The sequence below is a fragment of the Streptomyces sp. NPDC028305 genome (assembly GCF_055569495.1).
In genome coordinates this window covers 553,383-573,673 of sequence record NZ_JBVHTN010000007.1, presented here as the reverse complement: position 1 = coordinate 573,673, position 20,291 = coordinate 553,383, and the positions used below count along the sequence as shown (strand labels likewise).

The 20,291-nt window shown below is 73.1% G+C and carries 19 protein-coding genes; 18 read left to right on the top strand and 1 reads right to left on the bottom strand.

The window, feature by feature from the left end; genetic code table 11:
* Positions 1-11: 11 nt before the first annotated feature.
* Complete coding sequence (locus ACZ4WQ_RS32045; RefSeq protein WP_385337144.1) at positions 12-1,352, top strand: MFS transporter; 1,341 nt, start codon at positions 12-14, stop codon at positions 1,350-1,352.
* A gap of 30 nt (positions 1,353-1,382) precedes the next feature.
* The gene (locus ACZ4WQ_RS32040; protein WP_311728931.1) at positions 1,383-2,096 is read left to right on the top strand and encodes an HAD family hydrolase; all 714 of its coding nucleotides are present in this window, start codon (positions 1,383-1,385) and stop codon (positions 2,094-2,096) included.
* 66 nt (positions 2,097-2,162) lie between these two features.
* Here ACZ4WQ_RS32040 and ACZ4WQ_RS32035 read toward each other — a convergent pair whose 3' ends face one another.
* The gene (locus tag ACZ4WQ_RS32035) at positions 2,163-3,035 is read right to left on the bottom strand and encodes an NmrA/HSCARG family protein (protein WP_398373507.1); all 873 of its coding nucleotides are present in this window, start codon (positions 3,033-3,035) and stop codon (positions 2,163-2,165) included.
* A 159-nt stretch (positions 3,036-3,194) separates the two neighbouring features.
* Between ACZ4WQ_RS32035 and ACZ4WQ_RS32030 the strand changes: the two genes are divergently transcribed.
* The 16 genes from ACZ4WQ_RS32030 to ACZ4WQ_RS31955 all read left to right on the top strand — a co-directional run bounded on the left by ACZ4WQ_RS32030 (position 3,195) and on the right by ACZ4WQ_RS31955 (position 20,197).
* Positions 3,195-3,665, top strand: coding sequence for a MarR family winged helix-turn-helix transcriptional regulator (locus ACZ4WQ_RS32030; RefSeq protein ID WP_398373506.1), 471 nt, complete (start codon positions 3,195-3,197; stop codon positions 3,663-3,665).
* A gap of 147 nt (positions 3,666-3,812) precedes the next feature.
* Positions 3,813-4,244, top strand: a complete 432-nt coding sequence (locus tag ACZ4WQ_RS32025) for a hypothetical protein (protein ID WP_398373505.1) — start codon at positions 3,813-3,815, stop codon at positions 4,242-4,244.
* Entirely contained in the window at positions 4,241-5,017 is a 777-nt protein-coding gene (locus tag ACZ4WQ_RS32020; protein ID WP_398373504.1) for a transcriptional regulator, read from the top strand. Before ACZ4WQ_RS32025 ends, ACZ4WQ_RS32020 begins: the two co-directional genes overlap by 4 nt.
* A 37-nt stretch (positions 5,018-5,054) precedes the next feature.
* Positions 5,055-5,504 (top strand): roadblock/LC7 domain-containing protein, encoded by a 450-nt coding sequence (locus ACZ4WQ_RS32015; protein WP_311728926.1) that lies wholly within the window; start codon positions 5,055-5,057, stop codon positions 5,502-5,504.
* Positions 5,505-5,593: 89 nt separating this feature from the next.
* Positions 5,594-5,968, top strand: a complete 375-nt coding sequence (locus tag ACZ4WQ_RS32010; RefSeq protein ID WP_311728925.1) for a hypothetical protein — start codon at positions 5,594-5,596, stop codon at positions 5,966-5,968.
* An 83-nt stretch (positions 5,969-6,051) separates the two neighbouring features.
* On the top strand, positions 6,052-7,065 hold the full coding sequence (locus tag ACZ4WQ_RS32005) for a phosphotransferase family protein (RefSeq protein ID WP_385337130.1): 1,014 nt from the start codon (positions 6,052-6,054) through the stop codon (positions 7,063-7,065).
* 153 nt (positions 7,066-7,218) lie between these two features.
* Complete coding sequence (locus ACZ4WQ_RS32000; protein WP_385337128.1) at positions 7,219-7,452, top strand: hypothetical protein; 234 nt, start codon at positions 7,219-7,221, stop codon at positions 7,450-7,452.
* Between the two features lie 123 nt (positions 7,453-7,575).
* Complete coding sequence (locus tag ACZ4WQ_RS31995; RefSeq protein WP_398373653.1) at positions 7,576-8,799, top strand: right-handed parallel beta-helix repeat-containing protein; 1,224 nt, start codon at positions 7,576-7,578, stop codon at positions 8,797-8,799.
* 103 nt (positions 8,800-8,902) lie between these two features.
* Positions 8,903-10,093, top strand: a complete 1,191-nt coding sequence (locus ACZ4WQ_RS31990) for a cytochrome P450 (protein WP_398373503.1) — start codon at positions 8,903-8,905, stop codon at positions 10,091-10,093.
* A 187-nt stretch (positions 10,094-10,280) separates the two neighbouring features.
* Entirely contained in the window at positions 10,281-11,327 is a 1,047-nt protein-coding gene (locus ACZ4WQ_RS31985) for a LacI family DNA-binding transcriptional regulator (protein ID WP_311728920.1), read from the top strand.
* Positions 11,324-12,322: a 2-hydroxyacid dehydrogenase gene (locus tag ACZ4WQ_RS31980; protein WP_398373502.1), complete on the top strand. Its 999-nt coding sequence runs from the start codon at positions 11,324-11,326 to the stop codon at positions 12,320-12,322. The genes ACZ4WQ_RS31985 and ACZ4WQ_RS31980 overlap by 4 nt, the downstream gene beginning before the upstream one ends.
* 8 nt (positions 12,323-12,330) lie before the next feature.
* Complete coding sequence (gene manD / locus ACZ4WQ_RS31975; RefSeq protein WP_311729057.1) at positions 12,331-13,566, top strand: D-mannonate dehydratase ManD; 1,236 nt, start codon at positions 12,331-12,333, stop codon at positions 13,564-13,566.
* A 2-nt stretch (positions 13,567-13,568) separates the two neighbouring features.
* The gene (locus ACZ4WQ_RS31970) at positions 13,569-15,122 is read left to right on the top strand and encodes a mannitol dehydrogenase family protein (protein ID WP_398373501.1); all 1,554 of its coding nucleotides are present in this window, start codon (positions 13,569-13,571) and stop codon (positions 15,120-15,122) included.
* Between the two features lie 248 nt (positions 15,123-15,370).
* The gene (locus ACZ4WQ_RS31965) at positions 15,371-16,804 is read left to right on the top strand and encodes an MFS transporter (RefSeq protein ID WP_358842583.1); all 1,434 of its coding nucleotides are present in this window, start codon (positions 15,371-15,373) and stop codon (positions 16,802-16,804) included.
* A gap of 10 nt (positions 16,805-16,814) precedes the next feature.
* Positions 16,815-17,720 carry a triphosphoribosyl-dephospho-CoA synthase gene (locus tag ACZ4WQ_RS31960; RefSeq protein ID WP_398373500.1) on the top strand — a complete coding sequence of 302 codons (906 nt, stop codon included), beginning with the start codon at positions 16,815-16,817 and terminating at the stop codon, positions 17,718-17,720.
* Between the two features lie 149 nt (positions 17,721-17,869).
* On the top strand, positions 17,870-20,197 hold the full coding sequence (locus tag ACZ4WQ_RS31955; protein ID WP_361188436.1) for a glycosyl hydrolase family 95 catalytic domain-containing protein: 2,328 nt from the start codon (positions 17,870-17,872) through the stop codon (positions 20,195-20,197).
* Positions 20,198-20,291 lie beyond the last annotated feature (94 nt).

Here is a 20,291-nt window from a genome sequence, read left to right as displayed (position 1 = left end):
GGCTTTGACCGATGGGCAGGAAGAGCGACACCACTGATACCGCCGACGCGGGGATTCCGGAATCCGGCGAGCAGAACAAGCATGTCCATGGGCAGCGCACTTATTGGTGGAATTTCACATTAATTTACCTGTCGGGGGTCATGGCCGCCACCAGCATCGGCCGAATCACCCCCGTATCCATCGACCTCGAGAGCGACTTGGGACTGTCGCTGGGGCAAGTGGGCCTGGTCGCGTCCTCGGTCACCGCGGTGGCCGCGGTGCTCGGTCTGGCCGTGAGCTTCGCGCTGCGCCCCCTTGATCCACGGCGGACGCTGATCGGCGGTCTGGTGGTGATGGGGCTCGCGGGGCTGCTGGTCTCCCGGGCCGGTGGCTTTCCGCTGCTGCTCGGCGGGCGGCTGGTGGAGAGCGTGGGCTATGTGGTCGTGGTGATCGCGGCCCCCGTGCTGATCCTGGGGCTCGGCGACGACGAGCACCGCACGGTGTCGCTGGCGATCTGGGGCACCTTCATGCCGGTGGGGCTCGCGCTGGGCGCCTTCGGCGGCGGGCTGCTGTCCGGAGGGTTCGGCTGGCGGACCTCCCTGGCGGTCGCCGCGGCCGCCACCCTCGTGGTGGCCGGTGTGGCGCTCCGGCTGCCCGGGGCCCGCGCCGCGGACGCGGACGCGGGCTCGGACTCGGACGGACCGGAATCGGCGAGACCCGGCGCGGACAGACCGGCCCCGGAGGGTTCGGGGGTCACGCGATCGGGGGACGGCGCCGGGTCCCCCGCCCTGCGGGCGCGCGCCCGCAGGCTCGCCCGCCCGGTGGCGCTGGGCGCCGGGTTCGCCACCATCAGCGCCACGATCGTCACCTTCGTCGCGCTGTACCCCACCTATCTGCACGACGAGTTCGACGTGCCCACCGCGGCGGCCGGGACGCTCACCGGAAGCGTGTCCTTCGCCGGGGTCGCGGGGGGCTTCGCGGCGAGTGTGCTGCTGCGCCGGGGGGCGCCCATGAAGTACCTTTTCACGGCTGCTCTGTTGATGCCGGCCGGCGCCTTCGCCGCCTTCGGGGCGACGGGCGGGCTGGGCATCTCCATGACCAGCGCGGTGCTGATCGCGGTCACCAACGAGTTGGTCGTCGCCACCGTCTTCGCGGCCCTCCCCCTCGTGGTGAGGACCAGCGCGGACGTCGGCGTCGCCAACGGCCTGGTGGCCCAGCTCGGCAGCGTCGGATCGCTCGCGGGACCGCCGCTGGTGGGTCTGGTCGTCACCGCGGCTGACGGGTGGTGGGCGGTGGGACCGACGCTGCTGGCCGGATGCGCGGTCGGCGTCGTACTGCTGCGGGCCGCGGTGGGCAGGGAACGGCAGGCGTGACCGGTTCGGGCGGGAAGGGTGAGGAACAGCATGACCATCAAGTACGTCGTCTTCGACTGGGCGGGAACGCTCACTCCGTGGCACACGGTGGATCTGGCGGGCATCTGGCTCGAGACCGCGCGCGAGATCGACCCGGACGGCGCGCCGGACCTCGCCCAGCGGCTGCTGCGGGCCGACCGGGACCTGGCGGCCCGCTGCCGGGACACCCAGTGCTCGGCCACCCTCGACGAGGTGTTCCGCGCCGCGGAGGTGGTGCCGGACGGCACCGCGATCGCGGCCTACCGGCGGGCCTGGGAGGAGCACACCTATCTCGACCCGGAGGGGGCCGAACTGCTGCGCACGCTGCGCGAGCGGGACCTGGGCGTCGGCGTGCTGTCCAACACGCTGTGGTCGGCCGAATGGCACCACGAGATCTTCGAGCGGGACGGCGTCCATGACCTCATCGACGCCGCGGTGTACTCCAGCGAGGTGCCCTGGACCAAGCCCAACCCGCTCATCTTCGAGCTGATCGCCGAGCGGCTGGGCGCCGACAACCCCGGCGCGTGCGCCTTCGTCGGGGACCGGCTCTTCGAGGACATCTACGGTGCGCGGCAGGCCCGTATGCGCACGATCTGGGTGCCGCACAGCGAGATCCCCGACGAGGAGCTCGGGCCGGATTCGGCCGAGCCCGACGCCACCGCGCACACCCTCAAGGACGTGCTGACGGTGCTCGACTCCTGGGCGGCTCAGCAGCCGTCCCGCTGACCTCGTACGCCGTGTCCCACCCGGCTGGGACACGGCGGTTCGGGCCCGGCGGGGGCCCGAGGGGCGTCAGAGGTCCCACGCGCGGTCGGCGGCCCACTTCTCGAGGGTGTGCCAGCCCACTCCGGGGTGGTCGCGGTGCAGTCCGTCGATGTCCACGTCCAGCCCGGTCTCCTGGAAGTAGCGGAACATGGCGGCCAGGTCGTCCGAGTAGGTCTCGGCGACCGCCAGCGGCACCTCCTGGAAGCGGATCTGACGGCCGCTCGCGGCGCTGATCGCGGCGGCGATCTGTTCGGGGGTCCGCCACTGCGAGGCGATGTCGATCCGGCGCCCGGCGAACTCCGCCGGACGGGTCAGCGCCAGGGCCGCGAAGGCGCCGATGTCCCGCGCGGCGATCACCGGCAGCGGGCGCCCGGGCGGCATGGGCAGGGGGAAGACCCCCTCGCGGAGCGATCGCGTGGTCCAGCCGTTCGCGTAGTTCTCCATGAAGGCGCCCGGGCCGATCACCGTCCATGGCATATCGAGGGTGGCGAGGTGCCGCTCGATCCGCCACTTGCTCTCGAAGTGCGGGATGCCCGTGGACCGGTCGGCGTTGGCGGCCGAGGTGAAGACGGTGTGCCGCACCCCGGCGGCGGCAGCCGCGTCCAGCAGGGCGACCCCCTGGCGCACCTCGGCGGAGAGGTCGCTGCCGAACGGCGTGGACATCGCGAAGAGCACCGCGGTGCCGGCGAGCGCGGCCGCCAGCGAATCCTGGTCGTCGAAGTCGGCCCGGACCACATCCGCGCCGAGCGCCCGCAATTCGGCGGCGGCAGGCGAGGCGGGGTCGCGGGTGAGGGCGCGGACGGGGCGGCCGAGGCGGAGCAGCGCTCGGGCCGTGGCGCCGCCCTGGGCGCCGGTGGCACCGGTCACGGCCACCGGAAGCTGATCACTTATCTGTGTCACGCAGAGAAACATAGGACGCAGTGACTGCGTGACGCAAATAATTATGGCCTCGGCCCGGCCGTAAGATGTCTGCGCGGCGCAGCGGCCGCGCGGCGCATCCGTCCGCGGCCGGCACGAGACGCCCCATTTGGAGACGGAGAGGCGCGGGAGGCCCTGCCGATGGCACGCGAAGATCTGCTGGCGGAGCTGGGGCCGGAATCCCGGCGCTATATGGCCTCGTACATCCTGTTCAACCAGGCGGTGGCGGACCATCTGGGGATGCACCCCACCGATCTCCAGTGCCTCAACCTCCTCACGCTCGAGGACGGCCCGGTCACCACCGGGCGGATCGCCGAGCTGACCGGGCTGACCAGCGGCTCGGCCACCCGGCTGGTGGACCGGCTGGAGAAGGCCGGCCAGGTCACCCGCCGCCGGGACGAGAAGGACCGGCGGCGGGTCCTGGTGGAGGTGGTGCCGGGGGCGCTGGAGCGGTTCGGCGCCGTGTGGCGGGAGCTGGGCGCCGGCTGGGAGGAACTGTTCCACGAGGACGGCGAGGCCGATCTCGCCGTGCTGCTGCGGCATATGCGGCGGACCACCGAACTGGCGCGCCGCCAGATGACCCGGCTCGCCGAGCGGCCGCCCGTGACCTGACCCGACGGGGCCGCGGACTCTACTACAAACACCCCGTTGTTTCGGAGCATTGCCGGATTTCCCTCCCCAAGGCTGAACGGTGCGTAACCTCGTCGTCACTGGCGAAACGCCGCCGGTGCGACTCGGGCCACGCTGGAGGGGAGCCGCATGCCCGGAATCGACGAGTGTCTGCTCGAGGCCATGACCGTGCACGGCGCGCGGGGAGCGGCCGTGATCGAGTGGACCAGCGGGCTCGCGCTCGGCATGGTCGGCGAGACCCGGGGCGGCGACCCCGAGGCCACCGCCGCGGAGACCGCGGAACTGGCCCGCATGGCCGCCGAACAGACCGCGTTCGCCTCGCTCATGGCAGACAACACAGGCACAGACACGGACACGGACACGGAGGACGAGGCGGCCGGGGCGGCGCCCGTGGAAGACGTCATCGTCACCACCCGCACCTGCTACCACCTGCTGCGCTTCGTCGACACGGCCTTCGACAGCGGTGTCTTCCTCTATCTGTGGCTCGACCGCCAGGAGGGAAACCTGGCGTTCGCCCGGATGCGGCTGCGCGATCTGGCCCGGCGTCTGGCGCTCATATGACCTCCGGCAGAGCCCATCGCGCGCCCGGCCTCGCCGAACTCGCCGCCGAGCGGGCCAGTGGCGCCCTGCTGTGCGACGCGGGCACGGTGTATCTGACCGAGGGCCGGGTGATGCACGCCGAGAGCGCCGCGGCCCCCGGCATCGATGTGCTGCTGACCGTCTGCGGGCGGCTCACCGCCGACTCCTGGCGGGAGGCGGTGGACCGGAGGGAGGCGTTCGGCGGCGTCGGCCGGTGCCTCGTCGACACCGGCCGGCTGTCGCTCGCGGAGCTGGAGATCTGCCACCTGGGCGCGCTGTTCGACGCCGCGTACTTCGCGCTGGGCCCCGACAGCCGTCCGCGCGGCTTCTACCGGGGCGCGGCCCACTGGCTGGGCCCGGTGCGCCCGGTGGACGCGGGCGCCGTCGAGCGGGAGACCCTTCGCCGCCAGGAACTGCTCGCCGATCTGTGGCCGTATCCGCAGGTCGACCAGGAGCCCGTGGCGGCCCGCCGCTCCGACGCCCACGCCCCGCCGGTCACCCGCCGCCAGCGCGCGGTGCTGGCGCTCGCCGACGGCGTCCGCACCCCCGCCGCCATCGCCCGGGCCCTGGGGCGCCCCGCCTTCCACACCCTCATCGACATCCGGCGGCTGGCGGCCGCGGGACACGTCGAGACACCCCGGCCCCGCACTCCCCCGCCACCGACCCCGGGCCGCGGCCCCGCCGCGGCCGTCTTCGCCGACCCCGACATCACCCTGCTGCGCCGGCTCCGTGACGCCTTGGAGGCACACCTGTGATTCCCCCGACCGCCCGGCCCGCCCGGTGACCGGCCTCATGAGACGCACCCTGCGGCAGCGCACGGAGCGGCAGCGCACGGAAAGGAAGCAGCTGATGGCCGCCGAGCCCGAGGTGCTGGAGGAGCTCAGGCGGCTGCGGGCGCGCGTCGCCGATGTGACCGGGGCCCTGGCCGCCACCAGCGACGGCCTGGTGCTGGCGCACGACACGGCCGCCATCGAGCCCGAGGGGGTCGCCGCGCTGACCGCCGCGGCCCTCGGGGTGGCGCGGTCGATGGCGGAGGCCACCGGCCGGGGGGCCTTCCGCGAGCTGCTGGTACGGGGCGAGGACGGCTATGTCGCCACCTACGCCGCGGGTCCCGCGGCCGTCCTGACCGTGCTGGCGGACGGGCGCACCAACGTCGGCCGGCTCCATCTGGAGGCCCGTAGGGCGGGCGCGCGCGTCGCCGAACTGGTCGGCGACGCACTCGGCCAGGCCGAGCAGGCCTGACCACACGGTCCCCTCCCACCTTGGTTTCCCCCACCGCCGCGACAGCGGCACCATCCGGACACCACCCATCGAAAGGAACTGCCACGATCATGGCGAACACCCAGACCGCGCTCAAAGAGGCGATGACGAGCATCGAGGGCGCGCTCGGCGTCGCGCTGGTCGACTACTCCAGCGGTATGGCCCTGGGCACCCTGGGCGGAGGGAAGGAGCTCGACCTGACGGTGGCCGCCGCGGGCAACACGGATGTGGTGCGCGCCAAGGTGCGCACCATGGAGCAGCTCGGTCTCAAGGACAGCATCGAGGACATCCTGATCACCCTCGGCAGCCAGTACCACCTGATCCGGCTGTTGAAGGGGCGGGACAGCCAGGGGCTCTTCCTCTATCTGGCGCTGGACAAGAACCGGGCCAACCTGGCGATGGCCCGTCATCAACTGCGTAAGATCGAGGGCGACCTGGAGGTCTGACCCGAAAGCCCACCCGGCCTCCGGCCCGGAACCCGTCCCTCGGGCCGGCTGCCGGGTGGGTGGCCCGCCGAGGAGGAACACGCGTGAGCCGACAGCCCCAGGACGACCAGGTCGCCGCGGCCGCCGCCGCGCTCAAGGCCGCGGGGGTCGCCGACGCGGACGCCGCGCACTGCACACCCCTGACCGGCGGGACGTACAACACCGTGGTGCGCGTCGACCTCGACGACCGCCGGCAGTGGGTGGTGAAGGTCCCCCCGCCCGCACAGACCCCCGCACTCGGCTACGAGCGGGACATCCTGCGGGGCGAAGTGGTCTTCTACACCTCGGCGGCCCTGGCGGCGGACATCCCGGTGCCGGAGATCGTGCACAGCGAACTCGACCCGCACGCGGCCTGCGGGCCCTATCTGATCAGCACCCTCCGCCCCGGCGCACCGTGGCACCAGCTCTCCGGGGCGATCGGGGACGACGAGCGCCGCCGCCTCAGGGAGGAGCTCGGACGGCTGGTGGCCCGACTCCACACCGTGACGGGAACCGCCTTCGGCTACCCCGCCGAGCCGTTCGGCCCCCTGTCCGCGAGCTGGCGGGAGGCGTTCATCGCGATGACGGACGCGGTACTCGACGACGCCGAGCGGTACCGGGCGCCGCTCCCCGTGCCACCGGCCCAGGTCAGAAAGCTGTTCGCCGCGGCGGCGGGCGCACTCGACGACGTGGCCCGGCCCGCCCTGGTCCACTTCGACCTGTGGGACGGAAACCTGCTGCTCGACGGCGAGGCGGGGGCCCGGACCCTCAGCGGTGTCATCGACGGCGAGCGGATGTTCTGGGGCGACCCCGTGGCCGACTTCGTCTCGTTGGCGCTGCTCGGAAACCTGGAGGAGGACGCGGACTTCGTGGCCGGTTACGCGGAGGTCGCCGGCCCTCCGCGCTTCGACGCCTCCGTGCGGCTGCGGCTGGCGCTCTACCGCGCCTATCTCTATCTGATCATGCTGGTGGAGACGGTGCCCCGGGGATATCCCCCGGAGCAGTCGGCCCGCACCCACCGGCATGTGACACCACAACTCCTCGCGGCCCTGCGGGACATGGAGACGATCCGCGCCTGACGCCCGTACCGCCCCCGCGCCGCGTCGGCCCCGTGGCGCCGCCGTCACCGTCGGTGTCCGCCGCCACCGCATACCGCGGCGCCGTCCCAGGTGCGAGGCTGAGAGGAGACGCCTCTCCTTGGAGACCACCGCACCCGGGAGGAGGGCCCGGAGATGACGCACCACACCACCGAACACGAGGCCGGAACCCGCCCGAGCACCTTGGGCACGCAGAGTGAGGAGGACCGGCTGCGGCTGCTGGAGACGCATGTGCAGACCCTGGCCGACGCGGTCCGGGCGCTCGCCCAGGGCCTGGAGAACATCCCGACGCAGGACACCGCCGCCGCGGAGGCGGCGTCCCGCGGCGCCCGGCTGGCCCACGAGCTGCTGCTCTCGCAGAGCCTGTAGCCCCCCGTCCACCGCCGGGGTGTCCCCCGCGGGGCGCCCCGGCCCCTGGGGCGGCAACCTATCCGGCCGGAGCGGCGACGTAGAGCCGGGAGCCAGGACGGACCGGTGAAGGGATGGGCCCAGGTGAAGGTCAACAAAGCCGTGACGGTGCTGCTCGGCGCGGTGTCGATGGCGGCGGTGAGCGCGCCGCAGGCGTTATCCGCGACATCCCCGACATCCGCGGCGCCCGCGGCCGACGCGCGGCTGATCGTCGTGGCCGTCGGCGGGCACGACACGGGCGCGGGCACCCTCGAGGACCCGCTGGCCACCATTCAGGCGGCGGTGGACAGCAGCGGCCCCGGCGACACCATCGCGGTGCGTGGCGGCACCTACGAGCTGACCGACAACATCACCATCGCCACCTCCGGCAAGGCGGGCAGCCCCATCACGCTGACCAACTACTCCGGGGAGCACGTCGTCATCGACGGCGAGCGGCTGCCCGCCAGCCACACCCCCGTGGGCGGCTCCATCCCCCGGGCCGAGCGCGGCGCGATCCACCAGGAGGCGTCGTACTGGCGGATCCAGGGCCTGGAGATCATCCGCGGGCCGTACGGGATCTACTGCGCGGGCTGCAACGACAACGAGTTCACCGGGCTGACCACGCGCGACAACTACGAGTCCGGTTTCCAGCTCCAGGGCGCCTCCAGCCGCAACCTGATCACCAACCTCGACTCGTACGGCAACCACGACCCGCGCAAGAACGGCGAGAGCGCCGACGGCCTGGCCATCAAGGAGGGTCAGGGCGAGAGCAATCGGGTCCGCGGCGCCCGGCTGTGGAACAACGCGGACGACGGCTTCGACGCCTGGCAGTTCACCTCCGCGATCAGCATCGAGAACACGATCGCCTACGGAAACGGGTTCAACCGGTGGAACTTCCCCGACTTCACCGGTGACGGCAACGGCTTCAAGATGGGCGGCGGTGGCGACGTGGACCCGGCGGCCGACCACTCCCTGCGCAACTCCCTCGCCTTCCGCAACGCGGCGCACGGCATCACCGACAACGGCAACCCGGGCAACCTCGCCATCTCCCGCACCACCACCTACCGCAACGGCGGCAGCGGCTTCCGGACGGACCGGTCGCACGCCACGCTCGACGCGAACCTCTCCCTCCTGGACACCGAGCCGGTCCACCTCGGCAGCTCCACCTCCAAGGGCAACTCCTGGGATCTGGGCGGGGTGTGGAACGAGAGCTCGGTGCGGAGCACCGACCCGGCGACGATCACCGGTCCGCGCGCGGCGGACGGTTCGATCCCGTCCTCGCCCTTCCTCGTCCCCCGCGACGGCTCGGCCCTCGGCGCCCGCTTCTGACGCCGCGCGGACACCGGGCTTCGGCAATGCGTTAATCCGGCCCGCCACGGGGGACGAGTGTCCTTGGGGACGGACGGACCGGCCGGAGGCGGGGGGGGGACGGATGGAACACGGGGCGCGCAAGATCGAGCGGTCGGCGGACCCCGACGGAGCCTCCGACTGCCCGGTGCGGCGGGGCCCCGACGGGGTCTGGCAGGTGCGCGGATACCCGGAGGCGCGCGCCGTGTTGCGCGCCACCGGCACCGTGCAGGCCGGTCTCGGCATCGAGACCGTGGAGAACCTGCCGTCGGGGCTCCGGCGGCCGGTGCTCTACCGGGACGGCCCGGAACACCGTGAGCACCGACGGCAGACCGCCCGGTTCTTCACGCCCCGCCGCGTCGACGAGCGGTACCGCGAGGTCATGGTCCGGGCCGCGGAGGTGCAGATCGGCAGGGTCCGCGCCGCGGGGCGGGCCCATCTGGCCGATCTGAGCTTCCATCTGTCGATCGAAGTGGCCGCGTCCGTGATCGGTCTGACGGAGAGCCGGCCCGGCATCCGGCACCGGCTGGAGCGCTTCTTCCCCGAGAAGTTCGGGCGGCCGGGGCTGACCAGCCTGCACGGGATCTACTGGCTGCTGCGCCAGACCGCGAACTGGCTGCGGGTCTATCTGGCCGATGTGCGCCCGGCCGTGCGGGCCCGCCGCCGGCGGCGCCGGGACGACCTGATCTCCCATCTGCTGGACGAGGGGTGCTCGGCGGCCGAGATCCTCGGCGAGTGCCTCACCTTCGCCGCCGCGGGGATGGTCACCACCCGGGAGTTCATCAATGCGGCCGCCTGGCATCTGTTCACCGACGGCGCGCTGCTCGCGCGCTACCGGGGCGCGGACGAGGCCGGCCGGCTCGCGATCCTGCACGAGATCCTCCGGCTGGAGCCGGTCATCGGCCGGCTCCGCCGCCGTACTACCGCCCCGCTGGAGCTGGACGGCGGCGACAGCCCGGTGACGCTGCCGGCCGGGGCGCTGGTGGACGTGGACATCGAGCGCGCCAATGTCGACGCGCGCGCGATGGGCGGGCGGCCTGAGCGGATCTGCCCCGGCCGCCCCGTGTCCGAGGGCTCCGGTGCGGCCGGGCTGTCGTTCGGGGACGGCCCGCACAAGTGTCCCGGCGCCCATATCGCGATCCTGGAGACGGACATCTTCCTCAGCCGTCTGTTCGCCCTGCCGGGAATCCGGATGGCGGCCCCGCCGAAGGTCGGCTTCAAGGACGAGATCGCCGGCTACGAGCTGCGCGGCTGCGCCGTCGAGTGCCGAGTGTGAGACCGGCCCCGGCCCCGCCCCCACCTGAGCGTTTGCACTCAGATCGCCCCTCCGCCCACGCCTTGATCCAGAGCCTCCGGTGCCCTTGCCAATGTTTTGGCAAGCGTTGACAAGGTTGCGCAAGGGTGACGACCATGAAACATGTCGTTCACCTCCCCCACTCCGTCGCACCAGGAGCGGAGTCCCCATGACCCCCACCCTCACTGATGTGGCCAAGCGCGCCAATGTCGCGCTGTCCACGGCCTCCCGCGCGTTCAGCGACCCCAACCGGCTCGGACCGCAGACCCTGCGCAAGGTACTGACCGTCGCGCAGGAGCTGGGCTACGAGCCACCCGTGGCGCGCACGGCCGAGCCGACCGCCGACGCGGGCACCGCCACGGTCGCCGTCGTCGTACCCGACATCGCCAACCCCGTGTTCGGCGCCTTTGTGAAGGCCGCGCAGGGTGCGGGCTGGCGCCGCGGGCAGACCGTCGTGCTCGCCGACACCGACTTCGACCCGGACCACGAGCGCGAAGTCCTCGCCCATCTGCGCGAGCAGGCGGACGGGCTGATCGTGTGCTCGCCCCGGCTCGACGGCGAAGAGGTCCTCGACATCTGCGGCCGTACGCCCGCCGTGCTGGTCAACCGTGAGACCCCTGGCGCGGACTGTGTGCTGGCCGACGCCACCCAGGGCATGCGCCAGGCCGTCGAGTACCTGGCCGCGCTCGGCCATCGTCACATCGGCTACGTCCAGGGCATGCAGCGCTCCTGGTCCAACGCGCAGCGCGTGGAGCTGATCCGCGCGGAGAGCGAGCGGGCCGGGCTGGAGCTGACGCTGCTCGGCTGGCAGTCCGAGACGGTGGCGGGCGGGACCGCCGCCGCTGCCGGTGTGCTGGCCTCGGGCGCCTCCGCGGTGATCGCGCACAACGACCTGGTGGCGCTCGGGGTGGTCTCCGGCGCCCGGGCGCTGGGGGTGAGCGTCCCCGAGGAGCTGAGCGTGATCGGCGTCGACGACATCCCGTTCGCGGAGGTGTCGCAGCCGTCCCTGACCAGCATCGCGGTGCCGATGGTGCGGGCCGGTGCGCTCGCCCTGGAGCTGCTGGGCAAGGTCATCGGGGGCGAGCGGCAGACCCCGCGCACCCTGCGGCTGCCGACCCAGCTCATCGTGCGCGGCTCGACCGGCGCGGCCCGTACCCGGCCCGACGGGCACGGTGCCGTGGCGGGCCGCGCGAAAGCGGAAAGGAGCGGATCATGACCGCCGACACACTGACCGTGGTGGTCGTCGACCCCAATCTCGACCCGCTGCGCGCCGAGTTCGAGGCCGCGCTCCCGGACGGGGTGTCCGTCAGCTGGCCGGACGTCCGGGACGGCGCCGCGGTCGAGGCCGCCCTGAAGGCGGCGGATGTGCTGGTGTCGGGGAAGTGCGACCGCCGGAGGGCCGAGATCGCCACCCGGCTCCGCCTGGTCCACGCGGCGGGCGCCGGAACGGACGGGATCGACATCGCCGCGCTGCCCCCGGGGACCCAGGTCGCGAACACCTTCCACCACGAGGACTCGATCGCCGAGTACGCCGTCTCGGCCGCCATCCTGCTGCGCCGCGGCTTTCTGCGGCAGCACGAGGCGCTGCGCCACGCGCGGTGGGACTCCCCCGCGTACGACCCGCGCTCCCCCTGGGTGGACACGCTGGGCGCGGCGACGGTCGGGTTCATCGGCTTCGGGCACATCGGCGCGCGCTGCTGGCAGCGGTTCCGGGCGTTCGGCGCGCGGGGCGTGGCGGTCACCCGGCGCGGCGAGGTGGACGCGGCGGCCGAGGGGCTGGACTGGTCCGGGACCATCTGCGACCTCGGCTCACTGCTGGAGGGCTCCGACCTGGTGGTGGTGTCGGCGCCGCTCGCTCCCGAGACGACGGGGCTGATCGGCGCGGCCGAGCTGTCCCGGATGCGCCCGTCGGCGGTGCTGGTCAACGTCGGCCGCGGCCCGGTCGTGGACGAGGACGCGCTCTACCGCGCCCTGAGCGACCGCGCGATCGGCGGGGCCGCGCTCGACGTCTGGTACCGCTACCCGGCCGATGGACACTCCGCGGCCCCCAGCAGCCATCCCTTCGAAACGCTGGACAACGTGCTGATGACACCCCACTCCTCGGGCCTCACCCGCGAGACCTTCGCGCGCCGGGCCGAAGACATCGCCGCCAACATCGGCCGGCTGGCCGCGGGCGAGCCGCTGCGCAACGTCGTGGCGGTGGCGCCGTGAACCGCCCGATGGAGGCCGGGACGCCCGGGAGCGACACCATCGTCGCGGTCGATGTGCTGGTGACGAGCCCGGGCCGCAACTTCGTCGCGCTCAAGATCACCACCGCGGAGGGCCTGGTCGGCTGGGGCGACGCCACGCTCAACGGCCGTGAGCTCGCGGTCGCCTCGTATCTGCGCGACCATGTGGCTCCCCTGCTGATCGGCCGGGACCCGGCGCGGATCGAGGACACCTGGCAGTACCTCTACCGCGGGGCGTACTGGCGGCGCGGCCCGGTGACGATGACGTCCATCGGCGCGGTGGACCTCGCGCTGTGGGACATCAAGGGGAAGGCCACCGGCCAGCCCGTGTACCAACTGCTCGGCGGCGCGGTGCGGGACCGGATCCTGACCTACACCCACGCCACCGGCTGGGACCTCCCCGAGCTGCTCGACTCGGTCGACGCACGGCGCGAGCAGGGCTTTCTCGCGGTGCGGGCGCAGAGCGGCGTCCCCGGTCTGGACACGGTGTACGGGGTGACCAGGGGTGGCCCGGGGTACGAGCCGGCCGGGCGTGGCGCGGCCCCGGTGGAGGAGGTCTGGGACACCGACTCCTACCTCCGGCACGCCCCGCGTGTGCTCGCGGGGGTCCGCGCGCATGTGGGCCCCGAGCTGGCGCTGCTGCACGACGCCCACCACCGGCTCACCCCGGGCCAGGCGGCCCGGCTCGGGCGCGCGCTGGAGGAGGTGGACCTCTACTGGCTGGAGGACGTCACCCCCGCGGAGAACCAGGAGGTGTTGCGGCACGTCCGGCTCCACACCACCGTGCCGCTGGCGATCGGCGAGGTGTTCAACACCGTCTGGGAGTGCCAGACGCTGATCACCGAGCAGCTGATCGACTTCGTCCGGACCTGTGTGACCCACGCGGGCGGGATCAGCCATCTGCGGCGGATCGCGGCGCTCGCCGAGATCTGGCAGGTGCGGCTCGGCCCGCACGGGCCGTCCGATGTCTCGCCGGTGGCCCTCGCGGCGTCGCTGCACGTGGGCCTCGCCACCCCGAACTTCGCCATTCAGGAGTACATGGGCTACGAGCCGGTCGTGCACGAGGTGTTCCGCCACGCGTGGAGCTATGCCGACGGCCATCTGCACCCCGGTGACCGGCCCGGGCTCGGGGTCGAGGTCGACGAGGAGCTGGCCGCCCGGTTCCCGTACGAGCCCGCCTACCTGCCCGTCGCGCGGCGCCGCGACGGCTCGATGACGGACTGGTGACGATGCGATCGACGACTCTGCCCCGCCTCGGCCGGGCGACGGTTCCCCCGGCCGCGCCGGTTCTCGCCCGGCCACCGGCCGAGACCGGCATCGTGCACCTGGGCCTGGGCAACTTCCACCGCGCCCACCAGGCCGTCCACACCGCGGCGGCGCTGGCCCAGGCCGACGGCCCCTGGGGCATCCTCGGCGTCGCCGGCCGTTCCACCGACGTGGTGCGGGCGATGCACGAGCAGGACCTGCGCTACGCGGTCGTGGAGATCTCCCCCGGCCGCACCCGGGTCACCGTCCCCGCCGTGCACACCGGGGCGCTGGTGGCCGCGGAGCAGCCGGACGCCGTGCTCGACGCCCTGGCCGCGCCCGGCACGGCCGTCATCACCATGACGGTCACCGAGCACGGGTACACCTTCTCCCCGCGCACCCACGGGCTGGATCTCGACGCGCCCGCGGTCCGCGCCGATCTGCGCGGTGACGCGCCACCGCGCACCACCATCGGGCGGATCGTGCGGGGGCTACAGCGCCGCAGCCGGGGCCACGCGCGGCCGGTGACCGTCCTGAGCTGCGACAACCTGGTGGGCAACGGCGAGTTGACGAGGCGGCTGGTGCGCGAGTTCACCGAGGCGCTCCCGGCCGCCGAACGCGACGAGCTGGTGCCGTGGCTGGAGAGCTCGGTGGCGTTCCCCGGCTCCATGGTGGACCGGATCGTGCCCGCCACCACCGACGCCTACCGCGACGCGGTCGCGGCCCACCTCGGTGTGCGCGACGCCGTGCCGGTGCCGGCCGAGCCGTTCTCCATGTGGGTGATGGAGGACCGGTTCGCCGCCGGTCGTCCGCGCTGGGAGGCGGCCGGGGCCCTGTTCACGGCGGACGTCGAGCCGTACGAGCTGCTCAAGCTGCGGCTGCTCAACGGCACGCACTCGCTCATCGCCTATCTGGGCGCCCTGGACGGGCGGGACACCATCCCGGACGCGGTCGCCAGGCCGTTCATCGCCGAGGCGGCGCGGAGCGTGCTGTACGAGGAGTACCTGCCGAGCCTCACCGTGCCCGCCGACATCGATCTCGACGGCTACGTGGGCCAGTTGTTCGACCGCTGGGCCAACTCCGCGCTGGGCCACCGCACCCGGCAGGTCGGCTCGGACGGCTCGGTCAAGCTCCGCCAGCGGGTGCCCGACCCGGCCCTGCTCCAGCTGCGCGCCGGGCGGATGCCGCACCATCTGGCGCTGACGGTTGCCGCCTATCTGTGCTGTGTGGCGCCCCCGGCCGGCTTCTCGCCGGGCCCGCACGCCACCGCGATGGTGGATCCGGCCCGGGAGTCGCTCGCCGCGACCGCCGAACGGGTCCGCGCCTCGTCCGGGGCAGCCTTCGTCGAGGCCGTTCTGGAGGGCGGGCTGCTCGGCGACGGGCTGCCCGAACACCCCGCGTTCGCGGCGCGCACCGCCGAACTCATCGACATCATCGTGCGATTCGGCCCGGCCCCCGCGGCGGCCGAGGCCCTGCGGGCCACCGCCAAGGCCGTGGCCCCCCTTCCCGTCGAATCCGCGGGCCGCCCCGGCGCCTGAGCGGCGTCCCGCGGATCCTGATCGCCAGGGCCGGTCTCGCGGCTGAGCCGCAGGCCGGAACAGCGGCCCACCCCGCCCGTTCCCGGCCGCCGGCCCCTGGCCGGCGCCCTCGGCGAACCCTCGCATCCCCCTTCTCCGGCTCCCCGGGCCCCCGGCCCGGGGCCCGTCCCTCCCCCGTCCCCCTCACCCCTGCTCTGCCCTGCCCTGAAACCGCTCCGGAATTCGATCCGTTCAAGGAGGCATGGATCATGGACAACACCCCGCGCACCACCGCGCCCCCGCCCACGACGACCACCACCGCCCCGCCCGAGGAGACGCCCGCCGACCCGGGCGCGGTACGTCGTGCCGCCTGGGCCGGTCTGATCGGCACCGCCCTGGAACAGTACGACTTCGTCATCTACGGCACCGCCTCGGCCCTGATCTTCAGCGATCTCTTCTTCCCGAATGTGTCGGCCTCCGTCGGCATCCTCGCCAGCTTCAGCACCTACGCGGTCGGCTTCGCCGCCCGGCCGCTCGGCGGGCTGTTCTTCTCCCGCTACGGGGACCGCCTCGGCCGCAAGTGGGTGCTGGTGGCGACGCTGCTGCTGATGGGCGGCTCCACCCTGGCGATCGGCCTGCTGCCGACGTACGGCCAAGTGGGCCTGCTCGCCCCGATCCTGCTGCTGCTCTGCCGCATGGCGCAGGGCTTCGGCGCGGGCGCCGAGCAGTCGGGAGGCGCCACCCTGCTCACCGAGACGGCGGCCACCGGACGGCGCGGCAGACTGGCCTCCCTGGTGATGACCGGGGCCGCGCTGGGCACCGCGCTCGGCGCCGTGGCCTGGATCCTCGCCCAGCGGCTGTCGGACGACGCTCTGATGAGCTGGGGCTGGCGACTCGTCTTCGGCAGCAGCCTGCTGGTCACCGTGGCCGCCATGGTCATCCGGCGCAAGCTGCACGAGAGCCCCGTCTTCAAGGAGCTGAAGCAGCAGCACGAGCGGCCCGCGTCACCGGTGAAGGAGGTCTTCCGGCACGGCCGGAAGCCGACCCTCCTGGTGCTCTTCATGAACTTCGGAATCAGCACCCAGTCGTACACGTACCAGGTGTTCATGGCCTCGTACCTGGTGTCCTCGGTGGGCGTGGACAAGGAGTTCGTCCCGGAAGTGCTGCTGCTGGGCGCCCTGTGCGGCGGCGTCGCGGCGGTCTGCTTCGGCACGCTCTCGGACCGCTTCGGGCGGCGCCCCGTGTACTCCCTGATCGTCGGCGCCCTGGTGCTGCTGCCGACCCCCACCTTCGTCGCGCTGAACTCCGGCTCCAAGGTCGCGATCACCGTGGCCATCGTCATCGGCTTCATCCTGGCCTGCCAGGGCGCCGTCGGTGTGCAGATGAGCTACTTCCCCGAGCTGTTCGGAAACCGCTACCGCTACGCGGGGGTCACCCTGGGCCGCGAGTTCTCCTCGGTGATCGGCGGCGGGGTCGCGCCCCTGATCTGCTCCGCGCTGGTCACCGCCTTCTCGGGGTCCTGGATCCCGGTGGCCGTCTATATGTCGCTGGTCGCCGTGGTCAGCCTCATCACCACCCGGATGGCCCCGGAGACCCTGGACCGGGACCTCAACACCCCGCTCGACAGCACCGATCCGGCCGGGTCCGCCCCGCACAGCGCGCGCACAGAAAGGACCCATCTCTCCGACAGCTTGGCCGACTAGCGTCGCGGCCATGTCGGAACACCACTCGGCAAGCCCCGCGGCCCGCGCGGCGGGCGGATCCCCGGCCGCGACGGACGACGCCCTGGCGCGGGCCGCCGTGCGGGCCCTGGTCGCGCAGGCGGAGCTGACGCCCAAGCCCGGCCTCGCCGACGCCCGCGATCTCCAGGCCCGTTCGACCGGCACGGACCTGCTGGCGCTGCGCTGGTCGGCCAAGGCGCTGGCGCCCGCGTTCGCCGCCATGGCGGCGGCCGCCCGCCGCCCCGGCACGCCGGCGCGGGCGCTCCGCGAGGAGTTGGGCGCGATCGGCCGGGGAGCCGAGTGGACGATGTCCCGGGCCTGCGGCGGCCCGGCCGCGGGCCCGCACCGCGGGGCGCTCTGGGTGACGGGGCTGCTGGTCGCGGCCGCCGCCCTGGAGCCCGGCGCCCCGCCCCGCGAACTGCCCGCCACCGCCAAGCGGATCGCGGCCCACCCGGACCGGCGCGCCCCGCGCAGGCCCTCGCCGGGCTCGCATGTCTCGGCCACCTATGGCGCGGCGGGCGCGCGGGGCGAGGCGCGGGCCGGTTTTCCGCATGTACGCCGCGCCCTGGACGCCCTGTCCAGGGCGCGGGGTGCGGGGGCCACCGAGCCCCAGGCCCGCCTCGACGCGCTGGTCACCGTGATGAGCACGCTCCAGGACACCGGGCCGCTGTACCGCGCGGGCCCGCCCGGGCTCAGGCGGGTGCAGGACGGGGCGCACGCCGTGCTGGAGGCGGGCGGCGCGGCGACGGCCGAGGGCACGGCCGCCCTGGCCGCGCTGGACGCCGAGCTGCGCCAGCTGGGCGTGGCGCCCCGGGGCAGCGCGGCGGTGCTCGCCGGGGCGCTGTTCCTCGACGGCCTCCCGGCGCCACTGGCCCATCCCTCCAACACCCCTGTCTGATCGGACCTTTCAACCACTCATCGCTGCTGCATCCCGTCACCTGCGAATTCACCGCCTCCCTGAATTGCAATAGGTCGGAGGTCTTCCCTACCGTCGAGCCAGCCTGCACTATGCCCGGTAGTTCACAACCAGGTATGGGAGGCATGTACGTGACCTCAGCGACGGGGAACGGAATCTCTCGGCGAGGTGTGATCGGCACGGCCGCCGCCGTCGGGGCCGGAGGCTGGCTGACCGGATCCGGCACGGCGTGGGCCGCGCCCGAAGAAGCCGCCGACCGGCCCGGAACCACGCATGAGCGGTTGGTGAGAGCCGCCGCCATGCGCTGGCGCCGACTGCCGGGCGACTGGAAGGACGGCCCCTTCCTCGGCAACGGCCTGCTCGGCGCGCAGGTCTACCGGGGCGCCGCGCCCAACTCCGTGAAAATCATGGTCAGCCACGGTCAGGTGCAGGATCAACGGCCGCAGTGGCGCGCCCCGTACGGCTTCTCGCGGCTGCCCATCGGCCACTTCGACCTCACGCTCGCCGGCGAGGTCACCGATATCGACTGGACCCTCGACCTCTGGGACGCCGAGCTGCGCGGCACCGTCACCACGACGCGGGGCAGCGTCCGCTTCTCCATGCTGGTGCACAACTCCCGTACCGCGCTGCTGATCTCCACCCGGCCGAGCGCGGGCGAGCGGTCCGCGGCCTGGACGTTCACCTGGATGCCCGCCATCTCGCCCCGGCAGAAGGACCGGCCCGCGGACTACACGGGCAACCCCGACGCCCGCACCGGCTCCGCGGGCGACACCCACTACGTCCAGCAGCCCCTGGTCGCGGGCGGCGGATGGGCCACCGCCTGGCGCGAGCGGCGGGTGGGCACCGGCCGGCTGCTCGCCGCGCACATCGTCTACCGCTTCCCGGACGACCTGGACGGGACCACCGAGCTGGCCGTCGCGGAGGTGGCCCGTACGCTGGCCGCCGACCCGGACGAGCTGGTGCGCGGCCACCGCGACTGGTGGCACCGCTTCTACCGGCGCAGCCTGCTGTCCGTGCCCGACAAGCGGCTTCAGGACTTCTACTGGATCCAGCTCTACAAGGCCGCCTGCGCCACCCGGGCGGGCGGGCCCTCGATGTCCGAGTGGGGGCCGTGGTACCCGGAGACCGGCGGCAGCTGGACCGCGGTCTGGTGGAACCTCAACGTCCAGATCGCCACCTGGCTGATCCAGGGGTCCAACCACCTCGAACTCGACTCCGTCACCTCCACCTTCAAGGACTTCGAGAAGAACCTGCCGCTCTCGGTGCCCCCGGAGTACCAGGACGGTCAGACCTACGCTCTGGCCCACCCCTCCGACTGGACGCTGCGCCCCGGCGCCAAGACCGTCGGCATCCCCGGCACCTCCACCAAGACCGACAACAACGGCAATCTGATCTGGGCCATGCACAACATCTGGCTCAGCTACCGCCACACCATGGATGTGCGGATCGTCCGGGACGTCCTGTACCCGATCCTCGTCAAGGCGGTGAACTTCTACGACCACTTCCTGCACGAGGGCGGCGACGGCAAGCTGCATCTGCCGCTGACCCGGTCGCCCGAGTGGGCGGACGCCGAGGACTGCACCTACGACCTCTCGCTGCTCCGCTGGGGCTGCGCCACCCTCCTGGACTGTCTGCGCGTGCTCCGGACCGACCACCCGCGCGCCGGGCGCTGGCGGGAGATCCTCCGCCGTCTGGTGGACTACCCGCGCGACGCGACCGGGATCATGATCGGCGCGGCCAAGCCGCTCACCGAGTCCCACCGCCACTTCTCGCACATGCTGTGGCTCTATCCGCTGGGCGAGCTGGACTGGGACCGGGCGGGCGACCGGGACATCATGCGCACCACCTTCGACCACTGGGTCAAGGACCGTGCGCTGTGGGCGGGTTACAGCTACGGCGTCGCCTCCTCCATGGCCTCCCGGATGGAACGGCCCGAGGAGGCCCTGGACTTCCTGACCTTCTTCACCGGCGGCAACGTCATCAACAACGCCTGGATGACTGCGAACACCATGTATGTGGAGGGCGGCAACCTCGGCACCGAGAGCCCGCTGACGGCGGCCCAGTCGATCCTCGACATGGCCGTGCAGAGCCATGGCGGCGTCGTACGGGTCTTCCCCTCCATATCGCGGCGCTGGCCGGACGCCTCCGTCCAGTCCCTGCGCACCCAGGGCGCGTTCCTGGTGGACGCGGACCGCTCGGGCGGCCGGACGCGGTGGGTGCGCGTCCACAGCGAGGCGGGCGCGCCGCTGGTGCTGGCGCACGGCATCGAGGGCGCGGTCGACGTACGGGACGGGCGCGGGCGGCGGCTGCGGTACCGGGAGACGGCGCCCGGCCGCGTCGAGATCCCGCTCGGCCGGGACGAGACGGCGGTCGTCGTCCCGCGCGGCACCCACCCCGACCTGGACCCGCGCGAGGTGCCGGCCGTCGGCGACGCCGAGCCGTGGGGGCTGCCCGACTGAGCCGTGACGCGGCCGGGCGGGTGCGACAACTTCCTCCTCGTTCGGGGCAGTTATTCCGGACAGTTATGCCCACCCCGTGAAGGCGCGGGGTGGG

What these genes read in the sequence shown, in the direction of transcription:
- ACZ4WQ_RS32045 (WP_385337144.1), top strand. Translation starts at nt 12, where the DNA reads ATGGGCAGGAAGAGCGACACCACTGATACCGCCGACGCGGGGATTCCG.
- ACZ4WQ_RS32040 (WP_311728931.1), top strand. Translation starts at nt 1,383, where the DNA reads ATGACCATCAAGTACGTCGTCTTCGACTGGGCGGGAACGCTCACTCCG.
- ACZ4WQ_RS32030 (WP_398373506.1), top strand. Translation starts at nt 3,195, where the DNA reads ATGGCACGCGAAGATCTGCTGGCGGAGCTGGGGCCGGAATCCCGGCGC.
- ACZ4WQ_RS32025 (WP_398373505.1), top strand. Translation starts at nt 3,813, where the DNA reads ATGCCCGGAATCGACGAGTGTCTGCTCGAGGCCATGACCGTGCACGGC.
- ACZ4WQ_RS32020 (WP_398373504.1), top strand. Translation starts at nt 4,241, where the DNA reads ATGACCTCCGGCAGAGCCCATCGCGCGCCCGGCCTCGCCGAACTCGCC.
- ACZ4WQ_RS32015 (WP_311728926.1), top strand. Translation starts at nt 5,055, where the DNA reads ATGAGACGCACCCTGCGGCAGCGCACGGAGCGGCAGCGCACGGAAAGG.
- ACZ4WQ_RS32010 (WP_311728925.1), top strand. Translation starts at nt 5,594, where the DNA reads ATGGCGAACACCCAGACCGCGCTCAAAGAGGCGATGACGAGCATCGAG.
- ACZ4WQ_RS32000 (WP_385337128.1), top strand. Translation starts at nt 7,219, where the DNA reads ATGACGCACCACACCACCGAACACGAGGCCGGAACCCGCCCGAGCACC.
- ACZ4WQ_RS31990 (WP_398373503.1), top strand. Translation starts at nt 8,903, where the DNA reads ATGGAACACGGGGCGCGCAAGATCGAGCGGTCGGCGGACCCCGACGGA.
- ACZ4WQ_RS31985 (WP_311728920.1), top strand. Translation starts at nt 10,281, where the DNA reads ATGACCCCCACCCTCACTGATGTGGCCAAGCGCGCCAATGTCGCGCTG.
- ACZ4WQ_RS31980 (WP_398373502.1), top strand. Translation starts at nt 11,324, where the DNA reads ATGACCGCCGACACACTGACCGTGGTGGTCGTCGACCCCAATCTCGAC.
- manD (WP_311729057.1), top strand. Translation starts at nt 12,331, where the DNA reads ATGGAGGCCGGGACGCCCGGGAGCGACACCATCGTCGCGGTCGATGTG.
- ACZ4WQ_RS31970 (WP_398373501.1), top strand. Translation starts at nt 13,569, where the DNA reads ATGCGATCGACGACTCTGCCCCGCCTCGGCCGGGCGACGGTTCCCCCG.
- ACZ4WQ_RS31965 (WP_358842583.1), top strand. Translation starts at nt 15,371, where the DNA reads ATGGACAACACCCCGCGCACCACCGCGCCCCCGCCCACGACGACCACC.
- ACZ4WQ_RS31960 (WP_398373500.1), top strand. Translation starts at nt 16,815, where the DNA reads ATGTCGGAACACCACTCGGCAAGCCCCGCGGCCCGCGCGGCGGGCGGA.